Source organism: Brumimicrobium aurantiacum, assembly GCF_003402975.1.
GTDB classification, from domain to species: domain Bacteria; phylum Bacteroidota; class Bacteroidia; order Flavobacteriales_D; family Crocinitomicaceae; genus Brumimicrobium; species Brumimicrobium aurantiacum.
Genome location: NZ_QURB01000012.1, coordinates 1 through 20,943, shown reverse-complemented (window position 1 = coordinate 20,943; position 20,943 = coordinate 1). Strand labels below are relative to the sequence as shown.

At 33.8% G+C, this 20,943-nt stretch carries 17 protein-coding genes; 9 read left to right on the top strand and 8 right to left on the bottom strand.

The window, feature by feature from the left end:
- Positions 1 to 57 precede the first annotated feature (57 nt).
- Positions 58 to 1,173 (top strand): SDR family oxidoreductase, encoded by a 1,116-nt coding sequence (locus tag DXU93_RS14470; RefSeq protein ID WP_116882020.1) that lies wholly within the window; start codon positions 58 to 60, stop codon positions 1,171 to 1,173.
- 10 nt (positions 1,174 to 1,183) lie between these two features.
- Here the strand turns inward: DXU93_RS14470 and DXU93_RS14465 are convergent, their stop codons facing one another.
- From DXU93_RS14465 to DXU93_RS14455, 3 genes are read right to left on the bottom strand one after another with little or no spacing between them, the layout of a single operon-like run.
- Positions 1,184 to 2,068, bottom strand: a complete 885-nt coding sequence (locus tag DXU93_RS14465) for a bile acid:sodium symporter family protein (RefSeq protein WP_116882019.1) — start codon at positions 2,066 to 2,068, stop codon at positions 1,184 to 1,186.
- Positions 2,069 to 2,078: 10 nt separating this feature from the next.
- On the bottom strand, positions 2,079 to 2,540 hold the full coding sequence (gene smpB / locus DXU93_RS14460; RefSeq protein WP_116882018.1) for an SsrA-binding protein SmpB: 462 nt from the start codon (positions 2,538 to 2,540) through the stop codon (positions 2,079 to 2,081).
- Positions 2,527 to 3,240, bottom strand: a complete 714-nt coding sequence (locus tag DXU93_RS14455) for a DUF6962 family protein (RefSeq protein ID WP_116882017.1) — start codon at positions 3,238 to 3,240, stop codon at positions 2,527 to 2,529. The genes smpB and DXU93_RS14455 overlap by 14 nt, the downstream gene beginning before the upstream one ends.
- A 191-nt stretch (positions 3,241 to 3,431) precedes the next feature.
- On the opposite strand from DXU93_RS14455, the gene recR reads away from it, so the two are divergent.
- Positions 3,432 to 4,052, top strand: a complete 621-nt coding sequence (recR, locus tag DXU93_RS14450; protein ID WP_116882016.1) for a recombination mediator RecR — start codon at positions 3,432 to 3,434, stop codon at positions 4,050 to 4,052.
- Positions 4,053 to 4,265: 213 nt separating this feature from the next.
- Positions 4,266 to 4,580: an HPF/RaiA family ribosome-associated protein gene (locus DXU93_RS14445; protein WP_116882015.1), complete on the top strand. Its 315-nt coding sequence runs from the start codon at positions 4,266 to 4,268 to the stop codon at positions 4,578 to 4,580.
- A gap of 71 nt (positions 4,581 to 4,651) precedes the next feature.
- On the opposite strand, the gene DXU93_RS14440 is transcribed toward DXU93_RS14445, so the two are convergent.
- Positions 4,652 to 5,725, bottom strand: a complete 1,074-nt coding sequence (locus DXU93_RS14440; protein WP_116882014.1) for a substrate-binding periplasmic protein — start codon at positions 5,723 to 5,725, stop codon at positions 4,652 to 4,654.
- A gap of 165 nt (positions 5,726 to 5,890) precedes the next feature.
- Between DXU93_RS14440 and DXU93_RS14435 the strand changes: the two genes are divergently transcribed.
- Together DXU93_RS14435 and DXU93_RS14430 are read left to right on the top strand one after the other, a co-directional pair.
- Positions 5,891 to 7,357, top strand: coding sequence for a M16 family metallopeptidase (locus tag DXU93_RS14435; protein WP_317126923.1), 1,467 nt, complete (start codon positions 5,891 to 5,893; stop codon positions 7,355 to 7,357).
- 36 nt (positions 7,358 to 7,393) lie between these two features.
- The gene (locus DXU93_RS14430; RefSeq protein ID WP_116882012.1) at positions 7,394 to 9,505 is read left to right on the top strand and encodes a M16 family metallopeptidase; all 2,112 of its coding nucleotides are present in this window, start codon (positions 7,394 to 7,396) and stop codon (positions 9,503 to 9,505) included.
- Positions 9,506 to 9,600: 95 nt separating this feature from the next.
- Here DXU93_RS14430 and DXU93_RS14425 read toward each other — a convergent pair whose 3' ends face one another.
- The 3 genes from DXU93_RS14425 to DXU93_RS14415 are packed head-to-tail and all read right to left on the bottom strand — an operon-like array spanning position 9,601 to position 12,805.
- Entirely contained in the window at positions 9,601 to 10,569 is a 969-nt protein-coding gene (locus DXU93_RS14425; protein WP_116882011.1) for a deoxyhypusine synthase family protein, read from the bottom strand.
- Positions 10,569 to 11,414, bottom strand: coding sequence for an agmatinase (speB, locus tag DXU93_RS14420; RefSeq protein WP_116882010.1), 846 nt, complete (start codon positions 11,412 to 11,414; stop codon positions 10,569 to 10,571). The genes DXU93_RS14425 and speB overlap by 1 nt, the downstream gene beginning before the upstream one ends.
- Positions 11,411 to 12,805 carry a type III PLP-dependent enzyme domain-containing protein gene (locus DXU93_RS14415; protein ID WP_116882009.1) on the bottom strand — a complete coding sequence of 465 codons (1,395 nt, stop codon included), beginning with the start codon at positions 12,803 to 12,805 and terminating at the stop codon, positions 11,411 to 11,413. The genes speB and DXU93_RS14415 overlap by 4 nt, the downstream gene beginning before the upstream one ends.
- A 148-nt stretch (positions 12,806 to 12,953) precedes the next feature.
- Here DXU93_RS14415 and DXU93_RS14410 point away from each other — a divergent pair, with 148 nt between their 5' ends.
- Entirely contained in the window at positions 12,954 to 13,406 is a 453-nt protein-coding gene (locus tag DXU93_RS14410; protein WP_116882008.1) for an Lrp/AsnC family transcriptional regulator, read from the top strand.
- Positions 13,407 to 13,538: 132 nt separating this feature from the next.
- Here the strand turns inward: DXU93_RS14410 and DXU93_RS14405 are convergent, their stop codons facing one another.
- Entirely contained in the window at positions 13,539 to 14,585 is a 1,047-nt protein-coding gene (locus tag DXU93_RS14405) for an IS110 family RNA-guided transposase (RefSeq protein ID WP_116882007.1), read from the bottom strand.
- Between the two features lie 567 nt (positions 14,586 to 15,152).
- On the opposite strand from DXU93_RS14405, the gene dinB reads away from it, so the two are divergent.
- From dinB to DXU93_RS14390, 3 genes are all read left to right on the top strand, one after another.
- A complete protein-coding gene (dinB, locus tag DXU93_RS14400; RefSeq protein ID WP_116882006.1) occupies positions 15,153 to 16,301 on the top strand; it encodes a DNA polymerase IV in 1,149 nt (382 codons plus the stop codon).
- Between the two features lie 164 nt (positions 16,302 to 16,465).
- A complete protein-coding gene (locus DXU93_RS14395; protein ID WP_116882039.1) occupies positions 16,466 to 19,423 on the top strand; it encodes a DNA polymerase III subunit alpha in 2,958 nt (985 codons plus the stop codon).
- A gap of 111 nt (positions 19,424 to 19,534) precedes the next feature.
- A complete protein-coding gene (locus DXU93_RS14390; protein WP_116882005.1) occupies positions 19,535 to 20,803 on the top strand; it encodes a T9SS type A sorting domain-containing protein in 1,269 nt (422 codons plus the stop codon).
- The last annotated feature ends 140 nt before the right edge of the window (positions 20,804 to 20,943 follow it).

Here is a 20,943-nt window from a genome sequence, read left to right as displayed (position 1 = left end):
TTGAATCCAGCAAAAAAACTAAGGTGTTAAGTTCAAAATTTAAATCATTATTACGAAATGAATTGTTTGTTAACTGGTGGATCAGGAATTGTAGGAAGTCATATTATATTTGAATGGATTCATAAAGCCATTATTGAAAGGTCGGTTAATCACCTTTATGTTGTGATTAGAAATAATGAAAAATCGGCTCAACAACGTTTAATTGACATATTACAAGACGCTTCTCGACCTGCATTTTTAGACCAATTTTCTATTGATGAATGCTTAGAGAAAATAACCGTTATTCCAGAAGACTTATCTTCAATTAGCAATGAAACACTTCGTCATTTTAACTTTGAAACCGTAATTCATTGTGCGGGTTCAACTAGTCTTTTAAAATCAAATGAGTCTAAATCTAAAGTACACAATCAGAACTATTTGGTAACGAAAAACCTGTTAGAACAATTGCCTAAATCAGTTAATCGTTTCCTTTACATCAGTACAGCATATTCTTTTGGAATCCAAAACAACAAAGTAAATGATGCCATAGAAAGTTATGATATCAAAGAATTTAGAAATCCTTATGAACAATCAAAATATGAAAGTGAACGTTATGTAAAGGAAATTTGTTTACAAAAGAATATTAAATCTCAAATTCTCAGACCCAGCATCATTTGTGGTCGTTTAATTGAGCAGCCACTTTTTGAAACACCAAAATACGATGTTTTTTATTCGTGGCCGATTTTCTTAGATAAATATGCCAATAAATCAATCGATAATTTTAGAATTTGGATTGACAAAAAGAGTGGATTAAATATAGTTCCAGTGGATTTTGTATCAAAAGCAATATTGTATGCTTTATCGAATCCAGAAATTGAAGAACTCAACATCGTAAATCCGAAGCAGATTTTACATAAAGATTATGTAGGATATGTATTAGAGTCTTTTGATATCCATAAATACAATTACGTTGAGGAAAAACCAGAAAACCAAAACACTTTTGAGCTATTGTATTACAAAACGCTTGGCGGTTTATTTGAAAAATACGTTTCGATTCCTGATTTACAATTTAAGCCAGATTTAATTTTAAAAGTAATAGAACAATTGAAATTAGATATCAATTTAGGTGTACACGAAAACTTTATGAATCTGATCGATTTTTCTGTAGAGAAAAAGTTTAAAAAGAGCTATTAGAAACAGTAATTTACCCTGAGATTATCTCCCTTTTTTGCGCATACTTTTTCAATAACCAACCGATAATTAGTGTTGTGAAGAAAGAAAAACCGCCATACAATACCGCGATTAAAGAAAGTCCATCTATTTGAATTACATTATTTGCCAAAAAAATAGCCAAAGCAGAATTTTGTAACCCCATTTCAATGGCAATGGTGTATTTTCCTGCATGGTCGATTCTAGCAAAACCTGAAGTAATAAACCCAACCATCATCACCAATACATTTAAGCACAAGGCTGGAAGTAAGAGCTCCCAATACTCCAAAACAGATTTATCTCCACTCCCCTGTTCGTTAATGAGTACCAACAAAAAAACCAAAAACATTATTCCTGGTAAAATATACCTCAAAGGTATTCTCAACTTTTGTACGAAATTCGGATAATAATGTCGCACAACCAAACCAACCAAAACAGGAAGGAAAACAGTAAATGTCACCTCCTTAAAAGTATCTAACATCGATAAACTAATCTCCTTGGTGGAAGTCCAAAATAAATTAAATGCTAAATCGAGAATTAAAGGAATCGTAAGAATAATGAGGAAACTATTGAAAGCAGTCATGGAAACAGATAAAGCAACCCTACCTTTCAACATAAAAGTTACAATGTTTGAAGAAGTTCCTCCTGGACATGCTGCAATTAAGACAACTCCTAATTGATAAATGGGATCTAAGTCAAAAGCAAATGCAATTCCAAAACCAATTAAAGGCATCATGATCAATTGACCAAACAACCCAAATACAACTGCTTTTGGAGCTACAAGAACACGTTTAAAATCACTGATTGTTAAACCTAGACCAATTCCAAACATTATTACGGCAATTGAAAATGGTAATAAATAGTCTAGAAAGGCTTCCATTCAAATATGATTAGTATGCTTTTTTAATTCTATCCATTGCTCTTTGATCATCTTTTGCTTTTAAATCCTGACGTTTGTCATAGAGCTTCTTTCCCTGTGCCAAAGCAATTTCTACCTTAGCATAACCTTTGTCGCTAATAAAAAGTCGCAAAGGAACAATTGTAAATCCTTTGGTTTTCATCTTTTTATCTAGCTTATTTATCTCTTTTCTATTCAACAATAACTTTCGATCGGCTTTAGCTTTATGCTGATAAAAAGAAGCATTTCCATACTCTGCGATGTGCATGTTTCGCAAGTAAACCTCACCTTCTTCAATGACACAGAAAGCTTCTAAAATACTCGCTTTTCCTAGTCGAATACTTTTGATTTCTGTTCCTCCAAGTTGAATTCCAGCTACATATTTATCCAGTAACTGATACTCAAAACGAGCACGTTTATTAACTATATTTATCCTGTTATTATTTGTTGACATATTTTATTTCCCTTGATGAAATTAGTTGATCCAAATCAATTTGATTGAGTCTTATTACCCCATAATAAAAGAAAATTACTGTGGTTACCATAATTACATGACTTAAATCTTCTTTATTAAACCATAAATGGGGATTTAATTGCAATGTAAAGATAAAAATCGAAGGAATTAAAATCAAAACAGCATAAACCGTATATTTAAATGATGTTAACCCTTTTCTCCAATAATAGATTCCAAATCCCATACAGAAGAAAAGGTAAGTAATTGCGGCATCAGCCATAACAAAAACAAATGATTTTTGATAAATAGCAAGAATTGCAAAAACAAATAATTTCAGAGTTAAGAAACGGATTAGCCCTTTATACAACTTTGGAGAAATAACATTTAAACTAATCATTGCCTTCCCTGCGTAAAATGCAGAAATAAGCCCTAAAGTCCATGTTGGAAACTTCCCATAAAAACCAGTGTAATTAAAGAACATGTGTCCAAACCCACTAAAAAACGTACTCAATCCAAAAAAGAAGTAAAACCATTTCCAGTTTTTCTGGAAGTTAGTTTCAGTAATTTTCATTTTTGAATAAATCACAAAACAAGTTATGGCAATCAAAAGATTGGTAACCATCGCCATAGGCTCTTGCAAACACAGTCCCATAAACTCAAACGGTAGTTTTTCTGCTGGGATTCCACATAAATTTTCCATACGATCAATAATGCTGCAAAATTAATTAATAAAATATTAATACCAATAAGTTATTTGGCTTATACTCATTTTAAAAGCAAAGGCTATATCCAGCGATAAATTGAAGCTTTGAGGAATAATTCAAGTCTATAATTTCATCAAAAACGCATAATTTTTATTCTAATCTCAAAAAGCTCATTACTTTTGTATTCGTGGATTTACCTTCAAAATATTTAAACGAAGCTGTTGAGCAATTTGCCTCATTACCAAGTATTGGAAAAAGAAGTGCTTTAAGATTAGTTTTGGATTTACTTAAAAGATCTCCAGAACAAATAGACCGTTTCTCAAACGCCGTACAAAACATCAAAGACAACATTAATTATTGTATCAATTGTGGTAACATTTCTGATGATAAAATTTGTGTGATTTGTGCTAATCCATCTCGGGAGCACAGAACTGTTTGTGTGGTTGAAGATATTCGTGATATTTTGGCGATCGAGGCAACAAGAAGCTACCAAGGAATCTACCATGTCCTAGGAGGTGTTATTTCACCAATGGACGGTCAAGGACCTGAGGATTTAAACATTCCTACATTATTAGACAAAGTTGAAAATGGTAAAGTAGATGAAATCATTTTTGCTTTAAGCTCAACAATGGAAGGTGATACCACTAATTTTTATATTTATAAAAAAATATCTCCTACAAACATAAAAGTAACTACATTATCAAGAGGTGTTTCTATTGGTTCAGAATTACATTATGCTGATGAATTAACCTTAGGTCGTTCAATTCTACAAAGACTTCCATTTGAATCTACATTTAAATCTAAATAAGGATAAATCAATACCTTAACTTTTGCATAGTTTTTTTGATCTTCAAAAGGTCTGAGATTAGATTATTAATTATGAAATATAAAATTTTATAATTTTCGCGTTAATTCAGTATTATATTAACATAAAACCTTATATTGTGTTATCGATTCGTGGGTAAGACCATTTACCTTATTTACTAACCGAATGATTTTTTCATTCATAAAATATAATAACATGGAAGTATTATTTAACACTGACAACAACATAGAAGGAAAAGAAAGAATTGAAGCCTACTTTTCTAACAAGATAAAAGAAGATTTAACCCGTTTTGAAGATAAAGTGACGCGTGTAGAAGTTCATCTATCTGACGAAAATGGAGACAAAGGGGGAAATAAAGATAAAAAATGTGTTCTAGAAGTACGTCCACAAGGTCTAAAACCTGTTGCCGTGACTAGCCATGATGAATCTATCGAAAAAGCCATCAGCAGTGCAACGAAAAAAATGACAAGTAGTTTAAATACATTAATTGGAAAACTACAAAAACACTAAATAATTTATCGTTTAAAGCAAAAGAGACGTCAATTGACGTCTCTTTTTTTATTGTAAAAATAATTTCAAACTTAATTTGTATTCAAATTATACTCTGCTAATACGACCTTCCATTCTAAGCCCTCTGTTAGTTCTAGTAAACTAGTATTAATATCTTTCAATAAATTATCATCAAGTACAGGATTCATTCCTAAAGCATAATATTGTGGATTAAATTTATAGGGTAAAACCTCATATTCGTTTAAGGTATCGTTTTTAACCATATTCTTTAACAAAGGCAAATCAAAAACAACAGCGTCCACCTCATCTCCTCGAAGTTTTGATAATAAATCATCCTGTTTATCTAGCAAGATAACATTATTGTAAAAATTGTCTTTTAGCCAGTCATCAGTACTTGATAAGTTAACGGTTGCCAACTTTTTCTTTTTAAAATTATTAATATTATTTGTTCGACTCTCTAATTCCGTGACCGTTAAAGAAGATGCTATACTCGCAGTTAATCCAGAAATGATGATTATTGCAGTAAACATCCAGACCAATGCTATTGCTCTTCCTCCGGTGGTTTTAGGAGATTTATCACCATATCCTACAGTCGTCATCGTAACGGCTGCCCACCAAAACCCACTCCATAATCCTTTAAGGCCATCTCCAAACTCTTCGGCATTTCCTTTTCTTTCAAATCTCCATGTCAAAAATCCAAAAACCATCAAAATCAAGAATAACGAACCTAATGCACGGAAGAAATTCAATGAAAAAAAAGATTTAATGAATAATAAAGTACTTTTCCAGGAGGAGGATTTATTGGTTACAATTCCACTATGGGCTAAATAAAAAGGTACAGAAAAATCAATCTCTTTTGCCCTACTACTCGTGATAGACATAGGATAAAGTGCCAAATCAACTTCACCATTTTTCAAGCTATTTACAAGCTCTTTCGAATTCATTTGAACATATTCGCAATGGTAGTTATTTTCTTCAGCAATATTATACCACAACCAACTTATCGGTCCTTGCAATCTATTATTCTCCTTAAAAATAAAAGGTGCAGAATTTACATATCCCACTTTCAAAGAGTCTTGAGCATATGCAAATTCTTGACAAAAAAGGACAAAGAAAAGTACTAGAATCGAGAAATTTATACGCATAAAATTGACGTTTTTAGTTAATATTTCATGACAAGCAAATCTAAATAAATTAACCCAAATATTGAATTTATACCACTCATCTATTTAAAACTCATTTTATCATTTAACAATTAGGCTGTTAAGAAATTTTACGTTTCTTTGAAAAGAATAATAAATTAACAAATGATGAAAAGAATATTTTCTGCAGCTTTAGCCGCAACTTGTGCGTTTGGCTTACATGCTCAAAAAGGTAATGTCGACTTCGTTGAATACGACCTAGACAATGGAATGCATGTAATCTTACATGAAGACAACTCTACTCCTATTGTTGCTGTTTCAGTACTTTATCATGTAGGATCAAAAAATGAAAGCCCAGATAGAACTGGCTTTGCTCACTTTTTTGAGCATTTAATGTTTGAAGGAAGTGAAAATATAGATCGTGGAGAATTTGATCAATACATTGAGAGAAATGGAGGAACATTAAACGCCAATACTTCTCAAGATAGAACTTATTACTACGAGATTTTTTCATCAAATAATTTAGAATTAGGTCTGTGGCTAGAGTCTGAAAGATTATTACACGCAAAAGTGGATAACGTAGGAATCGAAACACAACGTGAAGTCGTAAAAGAAGAGAAAAGACAACGTGTAGACAACCAACCTTATGGTTCTTTTATGGCTTCTGCTTTTGATTTATTGTACGATAAACATCCTTATCAATGGACTCCAATTGGATCTATGGAACACTTGGATGCTGCTCAAGAAGAAGATTTTATCAACTTTTATAAAACGTTCTACGTTCCTTCTAACGCAACACTTTCAATTGCTGGAGATATTGACATAGAAGAGGCTAAAATTCTAATCGATAAATATTTTGGTTCAATCCCAAAAGGTCAAGCAATCAACCTTTACCGTGATTATTTAAATTTAGACAATGACGCATTTACTGCAAAGTATGGAAAAGGTAAAGCAATCTTTAATGAAAAGGACTTTTTCAACACAACATCTAAAGATGGTATGTGGTTGATTAACGAATATAAGAAAAAAGAAACTGTTATTCCTCGTCCTGATATCGTTGAACCAAAGTTAGAAAAAGAAATCGTTGACACTGTTTATGACAATATTCAATTGCCAGCTGTTTTTATCGGTTATCACTCTCCTAGGCAAAACACAAAAGAGGCGTATGCTCTTGAAATGTTAAACGCTGTTATTTCTGGAGGAACAAGTGCAAGAATGAATAAAAACATTGTAGAAGAAAAAGAATTAGCAGTCTCTGCGTTCTCTTTCGCTTTTCCATTGGAAGATCCAGGAATAGCTTTATTTGCTGGAATTGCAGCTAAAGATGTTGAAATTGATAGCTTAAAAGAAGCATTAGAAGTTGAAATCAATAAAGTCAAAAACGAATTGGTTTCAGAAGTAGAATTTGAAAAAGTAAAAAACCAATTTGAAAATGACTTTTATTCTTCAAACAGTTCAGTTGCTGGTAAAGCAGAGTCTTTAGCTAACAATTATGTATACTTTGACAACACAAACTTGATTAACGAGCAATTAAGTGTTTATGACAACATTACTCGTGAGGACCTAATGGCAGTTGCAAAAAAGTATTTCACAGAAGATGCACGATTGGTATTGTATTACTTACCAAAGAAATAATTGAAGTCTAATTACAACATTTAAAATACATTGAAAATGAAAAATTTAATTTTAGGATCAGCACTTGCACTTACTTCTGTATTTGCATTTGGACAAGTTGATCGTTCTAAAGCACCTATTCCTGGACCTGCTCCAGAAATAAATATACCTCAACCTGTTGTTTTTGACTTAGACAATGGAATGAAAGTAATCCTTTCGCCAAATGATAAAATTCCAAAAGTTTCTTTCAACTTAGTCATGGGTTCTGATCCAAGATTAGAAGGAAACAAGGCTGGACTTTCTGATGTTGCAGGAGATTTATTAATGTCTGGTACTGATAATAGAACCAAAGATGAAATTGATAATGAAAAAGATTTTATCGGAGCTTATTTATCAGCAAACAGTTCGAATATCTACTTAAGTGTATTAACAAAACACATGGATAAAGGATTGGATTTAATGACTGATGTCATGAAGAATGCCAACTTCCCTCAAGATGAATTTGAACGTATTAAAAAACAATACGAATCTGGATTATATTCAATAAAAACAGATCCAAGTTCAATGATGGCCAATGCAATGCAAAAAGTACTCTTTACAGATCAACATCCTTATGGTGAAGTGATGACTGAAGAAACTTTGGCGAATATTACGCGTGAAGACGTAATTGATTTCTACAATAAACAATATACTCCCGCTGGAAGTTATTTAGTTATTGTAGGAGATATTACTGAGGCTGAAGCAAAGAAAGTTGCAAACGAAAGATTTGCTGACTGGGAAGGAGGCGTTCCTTATGAAAAAGCTTATAGTCGCGGAGTTATACCTGAAGGAAATCGTGTTATTTTTGTTGAAAAACCAGGAGCAGTTCAGTCTGTAATTAGTGTTTCATTCCCAATCAATATGGTGCCTGGTGATGAAGATCAAATTAAACTATCTACATTGAACAAATTGTTTGGTGGTGGAGGTTTTGGAACTCGTTTAATGCAAAACTTACGTGAAGATAAAGCCTATACTTATGGAGCATATTCAAGAATGAATGTAAATCGTAAAGGTAGTTATATCAATGCGCAGGGAAGTTTCCGTAACGAAGTTTCTGATTCTTCAATCACACAATTCCTTTATGAATTCAATAGAATTACACAGGAATTAGTTACTGAAGATGAATTATCTTTAAACAAAGCTTCGATGGCAGGAAGTTTCGCTAGAACTTTAGAATCACCACGTACAATTGCAAACTTTGCATTAAGAACGTACAGAAATGACTTGCCAAAAGATTATTACCAAACTTATCTTCAAAAACTTAGTAATGTTTCTCAAGCAGACATTCTAGAAATGGGAAAGAAATATATCAAACCAAACAACCTTAACATTATTGTTGTTGGTAACGAGGAAGTATTGGAAAACCTTAAACAATTTGACGCTGATGGAAATATCGAAATTCTTGACGCTTTTGGTAATCCTAAAGTTGAAGTTACACTTAAACCTGCTGATATTTCTAAAAAGGAAGTTTTTGAAAAATACGTAATGGCTGTAACACAAACTTCAAAAATGAAGAAAGCTGTTAAGAAAATTGAAAAGGTAAAAACAATGACTAAAAAAGCTGTTATTGTTCCTAATCAAGCACCAATGGAGTTGAAAATGACAACTTACTTCAAAGCTCCTAATATGTCTGCTTCTAAAATGGAATTTAACGGAATGGTTATTCAGGAAGAAAGATTCGATGGTAAAAATGGAATGACAAAAAGAATGAGTCAACAAGGTGGTTTTGATGAAGAAAAAATGACTGATGAACAAATCGAAGACCATGCGCGTACAGCATCATTTATACCAGAATATAGCCTACTTTGTAACGAAGAGGACTATCAGCTATTAGGTATTGAAAATAGAGATGGAATAGATATGTACGTTGTTGAATATACAATCGGAAAAACAACAACTAAATCATACTTCAATACAGAAAATGGATTGAAAGAATATTCTGAAACCCTAGAAGTTACTGAAGAAGGACCACAATCCGTTGTTTTAATCTATAGTGAATTTACAGATTACCAAGGATTCTTATTCCCTAAAAAGACTTCACAAGTTGTTGAATCAGTTGGTATGACTGCAACACTTAACGAAGTTGAAGTCAATAAAAAAATTGACGATTCAAAATTTGAGGTGAAATAATTCCAATCTAAATCAAATTATAAAATGCGACTCTTTTTAGGGTCGCATTTTTTATGTTTCTATATTTATACAACTTTCATTTAAGCTCAATCTTACTACTGATCTAAGAGAATAGCAAACACCAATGGTACTACTATTGTTGCATCTGATTCAATAATGAATTTTGGCGTATCGATTCCTAATTTGCCCCATGTAATTTTCTCGTTTGGAACTGCTCCAGAATAAGATCCATAACTTGTTGTAGAGTCGGAAACCTGACAAAAATAACTCCAAAATGGGGTGTCTTCACGCTCTAAATCTTGCGATAACATTGGAACAACACAAATTGGAAAGTCTCCTGCGATTCCTCCACCAATTTGGAAAAAACCAATTCCTTCTTCACCTGCATTATTTGAATAGTAATCGGCTAACCACATCATATACTCTATTCCTGACTTTATTGTAGAAGGCTTTAAATCTCCCGTTATGCAGTAAGAAGCAAAAATATTTCCTAAAGTTGAATCTTCCCAACCTGGAACGATAATCGGTAGGTTTTTCTCTGCTGCTGCAATCATCCAAGAATTTTTAGGGTCAATCTCGTAATACTGCTCTAAAACACCAGATAAAATCAATTTATACAAAAATTCATGTGGGAAATAACGCTCTCCTTTGTCTTCTGCTTCTTTCCAAATGTCAAATACATGTTGTTGTAAACGACGGAATGCCTCTTCTTCTGGGATACATGTGTCTGTAACACGATTTAAACCTCTTCCCAACAATGTCCACTCGTCTTCCGCTGTTAAATCACGATAATGTGGCACACGCTCATAACTGTTGTGAGCAACTAAATTCATTAAATCCTCTTCCAAGTTCGCACCTGTTGTTGATATCATGTGAATTTTGTCTTGACGAATCATTTCCGCCAATGATATCCCTAATTCTGCTGTACTCATTGCACCAGCAAGTGAAACCAACATTTTCTTTCCTTCTGCAAGGTGTTTTTCGTACCCCTTTGCGGCATCGACAAGTGCCGCTGAATTAAAATGTCTGTAATTGTACTCAATAAATTCTCTAACTTTTCCCATTATGAATTAAATTTATAGGATAATATTTTATATAATAATTTCGCTGCCATAAAATCTGGCGCTGGCACTCCATTCACAGGAGCCAGTTCAACAATATCAAAACCAACTAAGCTTTTCTCTTCTACTACTCTTCTCACCAAAGTGATTACATCATACCAATACAAGCCTCCCGGTTCAGGTGTTCCTGTTGACGGCATAATTGATGGATCAAAAATATCTAAATCAATTGTCAAGTAAACTTCATCTCCCAGTTGATTAATCACCTCATCCATCCAGTTTGAAGTTGAATTAATGCGGTACATATCGAAGAAATTCTCCTTTTTTACGAATGGTAATTCAACTGCATCCATACTGCGAATTCCTACTTGAACAAGATTCGTGTTTTTTGAAGCTTCATGTAAAGCACATGCATGATTACAAGCCGAACCATTATATTCTGGTCTTAAATCGGAATGCGCATCCAATTGTAAAACGGAAAGATTCTCGTACTTCTTTTTAAATGAACGAATCGCTCCAATTGAAATAGAATGCTCCCCTCCAAAAAGACATACAAACTTCCCTGTTTCGATATATTCATCTGTTGTTTTCTCTACTGCCTCACACATAGCTTCTGGTGAAGACTCCTCTGTTACCGCTGACGTAATAAAGATTCCTTTTTCATAAACCACTGTATTGGTCTCAATATCGTACAACTCCATATTTTCAGAAGCATCCATTAACGCTTCAAATCCTATGTCGGCTCCTTTCCCGTAGGTAGAAGTACCATCGTAAGGCACAGGAATAATTACGACTGCTGCGTTTTCTAATTTCCCTAACTCTTCGGGGATTCCTGCAAATGTTCTCATGAGTATCCTAAAATTTTAAGCATTTCTTCACTTGTTTGTTGTGGAGCAAATAGTTCATCTATCACTTCTCCATTTTCATCCTGATTTATTAAAATATGTTTTGGACTGGGGATTAAGCAATGTTTAATTCCTCCATATCCAGAAATTGATTCTTGATATGCACCGCAATTAAAAAAACCGACATGCATTGGTTTCCTTTTATTGAAAACAGGTAAATAAATTGCATTGACATGTTGTTCAGAATTATAGTAATCATCACTATCACATGTTAAGCCACCCAAAAACACACGTTCATATTTCTCATTCCAACGGTTAATCGGTAACATAATGAAACGCTTACTAATTGCCCATGAATCAGGCAAAGTAGTCATAAAAGAACTGTTAATCATGTTCCACTTCTCTCTATCATTCTGCTTCTTCTGATCCAATATAGTGTAAATCATCCCTCCTGCTTCCGCAATAGTAAATGAACCAAATTCTGTAAAAATATCTGGATGACATGCACTCACATGATCTGCCGATAATTTAATTTGACCTATAATTTCTTCTATCAAATATTCATAATCGAATTCGAATGCCAAAGAGTTCTTCACAGGAAATCCTCCTCCCACATTCAAGTAAGTAATATCAGCGTTATTCTTAATCAAGTTTTCATAAACACTTAAGAATTTGTGTAATTCGTTCCAATAATATGCGTTATCACGTATCCCTGTATTTACAAAAAAATGCAACATGGAGAGCTTAAATTTCTTGTGGTCTTTCAGTTTCCAATTATAGAATGAAACCACATCTTTGTATCCTATCCCCAATCTTGATGTATAAAATTCAAATTTGGGATCCTCTTCAGACGCAATACGAATACCTATCTCTAATTTATGATCAATTTGCTCATCTAGAATATCAAATTCTTGAAAGTTGTCAATTACTGGAATAACCTTCGTAAAACCTAACTCTAATAATTCCTTGATTTTCTTAATGTAAACCTCTGTTTTATATCCGTTACACAAAACATAAGTGTCTTTAGCTAATTTTCCTTTCTTGTGCAAAGCAATCAAGATATCGATATCAAAAGCTGAACTCGTCTCGATATTGGTTTTATGTTTGGTACACTCCTCTAATACAAAATTGAAATGCGAACTTTTCGTGCAATAACAATATTCATATTTCCCGTTATAATTTTGTTTTTGAATACTTGTATTGAACCAATTTCGACATCGTTCAATTTGCTTTCCTATTGCTGGAAGGTAGGTAAAACGTAGCGGAGTTCCATACTTTGCGATTAAAGCATTCATGTCTATTCCTCTATATGACAATGCTCCATTTTCAACACTAAACTCCTCTTGTGGAAAATCGAAAGTTTGTTCTATTAAATCTTGATACTTATTCTTCATTCTTTACCTCAGAAAAAATTGATTACTTTATATTTTATAAGTTTAAAACGCTGCAAAATTGATCTAAATAAGTGAAATAAAATACTAATGAGTAAAACTTAGTGTATTTTACTTATATCATATATATTTACAGATAAAAACACTAAAAATGGATAATATTGATAAGCGAATCCTTGAAATTCTCCAAACCGACTGTTTAAAGACGGCTAAAGAAATGGCTTCTGAACTTTCTTTAACCACTACTCCTATCTACGAAAGGATTAAAAAATTAGAAAAAGCGGGATACATAAAACAATATGTTGCCCTATTGGATGCAGATTTACTCGGAAAATCGATTGTCGTTTTTTTAAATCTCACTGTGAAAGACCATCACGTTTCGAAACGAACAGAATTCATCCAACAAATGGAATCTCTAGAATCAATTACTGAATTTTATCACATTTCTGGTTCTTATGACTTTTTAGCCAAAGCTAGATTTTCGAGTATCAAAGAGTATCGTGACTTTTTGGTAAACGATGTGGCATCTATTTCAAATGTAAGTGATATTGAATCACAAATCGTTTTAGAGGAGTTGAAGTATTCGACGAAGGTGATTATTTAGAGTTAACCGCGGAGATTCTGTGTTAGAAAACAAATTTTCATTAGCTTTTTTTACGTAAATTTGTTTTCATGGCAGTTTTAAGCTAGCCTATTAAGAGGGTAGGATTTTTTCATAAATCCACCCTCTGATTTTTTATACTACAGCTACTTTGTTCTTCATACCTTCTTCATATTCATTTAAATACTCTTTATCATAAGGTTTTCTCGTTTTATACAAAGCAAACACTAATTCTAGTAGTTTTCTTTGTATTACAACTCCTACCTTCATTTTTACACCGTGTTTTGACACATGTCGACTAAAGGTTAATTTAAATCTTTCATCATATCTTATTGCGGTCCATGCTGGAAAGTATAGTGCTTTTCTTAAATGTTTATTCCCTCTTTTCGTTATTCGAGCTTTACCATTTATTGAGGTTCCAGACTGCCTCTCTCTTACATCTAATCCAGCATAACTAACTAATTGTCTTTTATTTTTGATCAATTCAAAACCATTGGTTTCAGCTAGAATAATTGCTGCGGTTACCAAGCCTATTCCTGGTATGGTACAGATGATGCCAACTATTTCAAGAATCAAATTATCCGCCTTTATTAAATCACTTATTTCTGTTTTTATTTCTTTTTCTTGACTATTTAAAAGTTTAATTCGTTCGTTTAAACGCTCTATTGAACGCTTGTTAGGGTGAGCTTCTACTTTTTCTGCATGTAGTTGATTCTTAACCATTGTTCGTTCATGAAGTACTTGATCTCGTTCCCGAGTAAGCTGCTTCATCTCTCTATAAATTGGTTTAGGTCTATGCCAGCTATCAAGTTTTCTTTCCAAGCCAAACATTGCAATAGCCCTAGAATCAGATTTATCATTTTTTGATTTTAAGTTAAACGAACGAATATAATTACTGATCTTATTGGGTAAAACTACGCTTAATTCATAACCTTTTTCATCTAGAAAGTAAGCAAAAGACTCATGATACACTCCAGTAGCTTCCATCACAAAACGAAGTTTAATCGACTCTAAAGTGTGTGTTTTAACCCAAAGCAATAATGTTTTAAAGCCATGTTCAGTATTATTAAACACCTTGTGAGCGTAGAGTTCTGGTGTAAAATCTGAATCCATTCTACCTAAACAAACCACTAGTTCCTTTTGAGAAACATCAATGCCTACTGCTTGTTTTACAATATCCATAATATGAATTTTTAATTAATATTAGAATAAGATGAATCATTTCCCTCCGTTTTTTCTACTGATCGGTCATTCTGGATATACCACATTGTAGCATTCCTTACATTCTGTTCAAACTCTAAGAAATTGAGAAGGAATGAGGCAATCTCTCCGCGTGAACATACCTTTAAGGTTGCTTGTTCGCAAATTAGCTCTCATTCCTTTTCATCTTATTTATCTTCAAATATATTGAATTACAAACATAGGAGAACGCTAAGATTTCGCAGAGAGCCGCCTTTGGTGTTGTGGACGCTGATGGAGTGTGGAGTGATATGTTATAACGCAGATTAACGTGGAATTAACCTAACCTAACCTAACCTAACCTAACCTAACCTAACCTAATCTAACCAAAATTGATTAAATTCTAATCAAGATATAGATTAGTAAATAAACATTTATTACATTTGTAAGCGTAAAAACAAGTGCCAAAAACACAAATTTCTACTACCCAAAACGATATGCAGTTTTACATGTATTTGAACCTTTTGGTTCAGATGTATAAGACTTTTAAACAAACGTAAAACTGAACAAATGCAACAACAACACCGTGCTATTGTCCACATGGATTTGGACACATTTTTTGTCTCTTGCGAACGACTCACAGATAGTCGACTCGAAGGAAAACCCATTCTAATTGGAGGTTCTTCAGATCGGGGTGTCGTCGCCTCCTGTAGCTATGAAGCTCGAAAATTCGGGATTCATTCTGCCATGCCAATGAAACTAGCCATAAGACGTTGTCCCGAAGCGATTGTAATTGCTGGAAATTCCGAAACTTACAGCAAATACTCACGCTTAATTACAGACATCGTAAAGGATGCGTCGCCTGTTTATGAGAAAAGTTCAATTGATGAGTTTTATATGGATTTCTCTGGAATGGACAAATTCTTTGGTTGTTTACAATACGCCAAAGAACTTCGGGAACGTATTATTCGAGAATCGGGACTTCCTATTTCATTTGGTTTATCAGAAAACAAGACAGTTTCTAAGATTGCAACTGGAGAAGCTAAACCAAATAATGCAATTAATGTTGATTACGGAAGTGAACGTACATTTTTAGCGCCTTTGTCTATTCGAAAAATCCCTTCTGTTGGATTAAAAACATACCAAACCTTCTGTGGATTAGGTGTCAAAAAAATCCAAACGCTTCAAGAAATGCCAGTTGAATTACTGGAACAAGTTTTTGGAAAAATGGGTCGTGCTATCTGGAAAAAAGCACATGGAATAGACACATCTCCTGTTGTGCAGTACAATGAAAAAAAATCTATTTCAACAGAACATACTTTTGAACAAGATAGTATCGATATTCAACGTATACGCGCTTTACTTTGCGGAATGGGAGAAAAACTCACCTACAAACTCAGACTAAGTCACAAAGTTACTGCCTGCGTTACAGTAAAAGTTCGCTATTCTGATTTTCAAACCAAAACCTTACAACGAAAAATCCCCTACACTGCAGCGGATCATGAAATAATTCCTTTGATACTCACTTTATTCAATCAATTGTATCAACGTCGCGTAAGGGTAAGATTAGTTGGTGTACGTTTGAGTCATTTGGTGCAAGGTGGACAGCAAATCAGCTTATTTACCGACGATGGAAAGTATTCAAACTTATATCAAGCGATGGACCGTATCAGAAATAGGTTTGGGAAGGATAGCGTGATGTATGCCCGCTCCAAGTAATCTTTAATAAGAATGCTTCAAATACTTCGTTATGCTCGTTTTTAATTACAATCATTTACGAGAGTAAACTCGTGACAATTAAAAACTTCACAAGCCTTGCCTTTAAAGCATTTTTATTAAAGATTCGAAACAAATTAAAAAAGCCATTTAAAATAAAAGTAAAAATGTTCATCCACACAAAATACAGCATAGGTTATGGCATGAAATCCCCTGAAAAAATAATTCAGTGGGCAAAAAATCATGAATTTCCATGTTTAGCTATAACAGACATCAATACAACTACTGCAATTTTAAGCAGTTTAAAATATGCACAAGAAATCGACTTTCCGATTGTGGCTGGAGTAGACATCAGAAATGGAATGCAACATTGCTATTTAATCATCGCTCAAAACAACAGAGGATTTCACGAAATGAATGCGTTTTTAACAGCGCATTTACATGAAAACATCAATTTCCCAAAAGTTGCGCCCTACTTTGCCAACTGTAAAGTTATTTATCCTTTAGGTCAAAAACCAAAGTATTTACGCGAGCATGAATTTATCGGTATCCAAGCCCATGAAATCAACAAAGTGCCATTTATTAAAGATGTAGCGAAAGAGAAACTCTTGGCTGCTCCAATAATGACTTTTCAATCAAAAAGGGAATTCAATACACATCGTTTATTGCGCGCAATTAATGAAAACACGTTGCTCTCTCAATTATCGAAGTCGGAACAAGCTCCTGAAACAGAATGGTTTTACAATTTAAAAGAATTGAATGCTAAATTTGAACCAGCAAACTTTGTAATTACTCAAACTTTCGAACTTTTAGCACAATGTAAAATCGACTTTGGATTCAATGACAATTCTGAACCTCAAAACATTCAAACTTATACCGGAACACATGAAGAAGACAAAGCATTGATTCAATCCTTATGTTTAAAAGGAAGAGCTAAACGATATCCTTGGGCTGATTTTTCAACAGAAAACAAAACAGCTAAAGAAATTACAGAGCGAATTGATAGGGAAATAAAAGTCATTGAACAAAAAGGATATATGGCATACTTTCTTGTGACTTGGGATATTATTCATTATGCGAAATCTCAAACTTACTTTCATGTGGGACGAGGAAGTGGAGCCAACAGTATAGTCGCTTATTTATTGGGAATTACCGATGTTGATCCATTAGAACTCGACCTCTATTTCGAACGCTTCATCAATCTACACCGTAAAAATCCACCCGATTTTGACATTGATTTTTCTTGGAGAGAACGCGACGATGTTTTAAAGTACATCTTTAATCGTTTTCCAAACACAGCCTTGATTTGCACTTACAACACTTTTAAATACAGAAGTTGTGTACGTGAACTAGGAAAAGTATTGGGACTTCCAAAATCAGAAATTGATAAACTAGCCAAAGGAAAATTCCAACTTCATGAACTCGACCACATGAGTCAGTTGGTATTAAAATATGGAAAATACATCGAAGGACTCCCCTCCCATTTGAGTATCCATGCAGGTGGAGTAATCATTAGTGAAAAACCAACTTCATGGTTGAGTGCTACATTTCTACCACCGAAAGGTTTTCCAACAGTACAATTCTCAATGCTAGAAGCCGAAGATGTTGGCCTGTACAAGTTTGACATTTTGAGTCAACGAGGATTGAGTAAAATTCGTGAAAGTTTGGACGTCATTGCTTACAATCAACCCGAAGCTAAAATCCACGACATTCATGACTTGGTCTTTTTCAAACAAGACAAGAAAATTCAGAAGATGTTGCAAAACGGCGAAGCTATGGGCTGTTTTTATGTAGAGTCTCCCGCTATGCGCATGCTCATGAAAAAATTGAAAACAACAACTTATTTAGATTTAGTTGCTGCGAGTTCTATTATTCGTCCGGGAGTTTCCAGTTCAGGAATGATGAAAGAATACATTCTACGCCACAAAGATAAAGCACGGAGAAAGCTTGGACATCCGCTCTTGCTATCCATTATGCCTGAGACTTATGGAATTATGGTTTACCAAGAAGATGTGATAAAAGTAGCACATCATTTCGCAGGATTAACACTAGATGAAGCCGATATTTTAAGACGAGGAATGTCAGGAAAATACCGTTCCCGAGGAGAGTTTACAGCCATACGAGATCAATTTTTCTCCAATTGTAAAGCAAAAGGCTATGCTGATGAACTCACACAAACGATATGGGAACAAATTGAAAGTTTTGCAGGTTATGCCTTTTCCAAAGGACATTCGGCTTCCTATGCTGTAGAAAGTTTTCAAAGCTTGTATCTCAAAGCCTACTTTCCTTTAGAATATATGGTTGCCACCATCAATAATTTTGGAGGATACTACTCCACAGAATTCTACATTCACGAAGCGAGAAGGCTAGGTGCAAACATAGAACCACCTTGTATACAAAACAGTAAGTGGGAAACAGTAATTAAAGGAAAGACAATTTACCTCGGTTTTCAGCTTATTTTGGGAATTGACAGTAAAGAAATAATAAGATTACTCCGTTTTAGAGCAGAAAATGGGAATTTCAACTCATTGGATCATTATTTGAGAATGTTGCATCCTACATTGGAAAATCTATTGTTACTTATTCGAATCGGTGCATTTCGAACACTTTCAACCAATAAACAAGCCTTAAAATGGCAAGCACATTTATTTTATAAGAAAGCAAAGGTAGTCAAACATCAAGCCCTATTATTTCAGCAAGAGACCAAGCAGTATCAGTTACCACAACTTCAAACAGAGAAACTAGAGCAAACCTTTGAGGAGTTAGATCTTTTAGGTTTCCCATTGGGACAACCATTTGATCTTTTAGAAAAGCCTATTCAAAATTTCATTCCCGTTAAGGACTTTTCTAAATATGACGGTCAGCATATTATTGTCTATGGATATCTAGTGGCAATAAAGCCAACAAGAACAAAAAAAGGAGAAATAATGAATTTTGGAACCTTTCAAGATTGCGAAGGACATGTTTTTGATACTGTTCATTTTCCTCCTAGTGTCAAATCATATCCATTTAGAGGAAAGGGTATTTATAAGATACAGGGAAAAGTTACCCAGGATTTTGGTTATTTTAGTCTAGAAGTTAACAAACAAGTTAAACTTAAGGAAGTTGATGATCAGCGATTTTAACCGTTCAATAAACATATTCACCCACTCAATCATAAAAAATATTAAAAACTTAATAAGATTAGATTATTCATTATTTAAATATTAGTTTTGGAATCAAACAAAATTATAGATATGAAAAAAATTTACTTTTCTGCATTAGCTTTAATTGCTACTGCAAGTATTAACGCACAAGTTTTAAATCCAGGATTTGAGTCATGGACAAATGATGAACCAGATGATTGGAATACACTAAACATTTTAACAACGCTTGGTGACGTTACTGATGGAACTAACCCACTTACACCAGCTACTGAAGTAACGACTGGTGCTACTGAAGGGTCTAGCTATATTGAATTAACAACGTTCAACCTTGCAAACTCTACAGATCCAACAAACGCACCTGATGGAGACTATGGTGGAATTGCTACACAAGACATCATAACATCTACAAAATATGAAAGTTTTTCAATGGATGTAAAATACGATGTAGCTGCAAATGACACAGCTATCGTCTTTATCAACGCATACAATGCAGGTGGAACAGCAATTGGACAAGGTTTCGCTACTTTCGCAGGAACAGAAGCTACTTTCCAAAATGTTACTGTAGACATGCAATACATCGGATCTGTTTCAGAATACACTATTTTTATAGCAAGTAGTGAAAGTCAAATACTTCAAGGTGCAGCCTCTACATTAACTTTAGGTTCTACGATTTCTGTAGATAACATCACAGTTGGACCTGCTATTCCTGATGCACCAAATGCGACAAACATTGTAGCTTCAGATGTTTCTGATAACGAGGATGGTTCTGATTTAACTGTTTCTTTTGATACACCAGACGAAACAAATGTATCTAGTTACTATGTTTTAGCAATGACATCTGCTGTTACACCAAGTCAACTAAATGACGATATTGGATTCATTAAAGCAAATGGTATTCAAATCACTCCAAATGGTTCAAATCAAACGTATAACTTTACAGCTACAGGTGAGTACTGGAAAATAAATGCTGCTGGAAATGCTGTTGAAGCGGCTGCAATCGTACCAAATGAGGAAATGGTTGTTTACGTTTTAGTAGAAGGAGCTAACGGATACAATGATGTATATGATGCTTCAAACGCTATTACACTTGACGGTGGACTTTCTGTAGAGAAAGAAATCAAAGAGATCAACGTATACCCTAACCCAGCGTCTAACTTTGTAAACATTAAAGTTGATGGTTTAGTGAACGGTACTGTTACAATTAACTCTGTTACTGGACAAGAAGTTGTAAACTCTTCAATTGTTAACGGAACAAAGAAAGTTAACGTTAGTGACCTAAACAATGGTGTATATATCTACACTGTTCGTGACCAAAATGGTGAGGTTATCAAAACAAACAAATTGGTTGTACGTAAGTAATTACAACATCAATTGTCAAGTCCTAAATAAGCGATACAGATTATTAAAGGATTAAAGTTATAAATTAAAGCTGAGTAATGACGTCATTACTCAGCTTTTTTGATTTGTATTGTTTTCTTATTAATATGTTTTGTCTATGC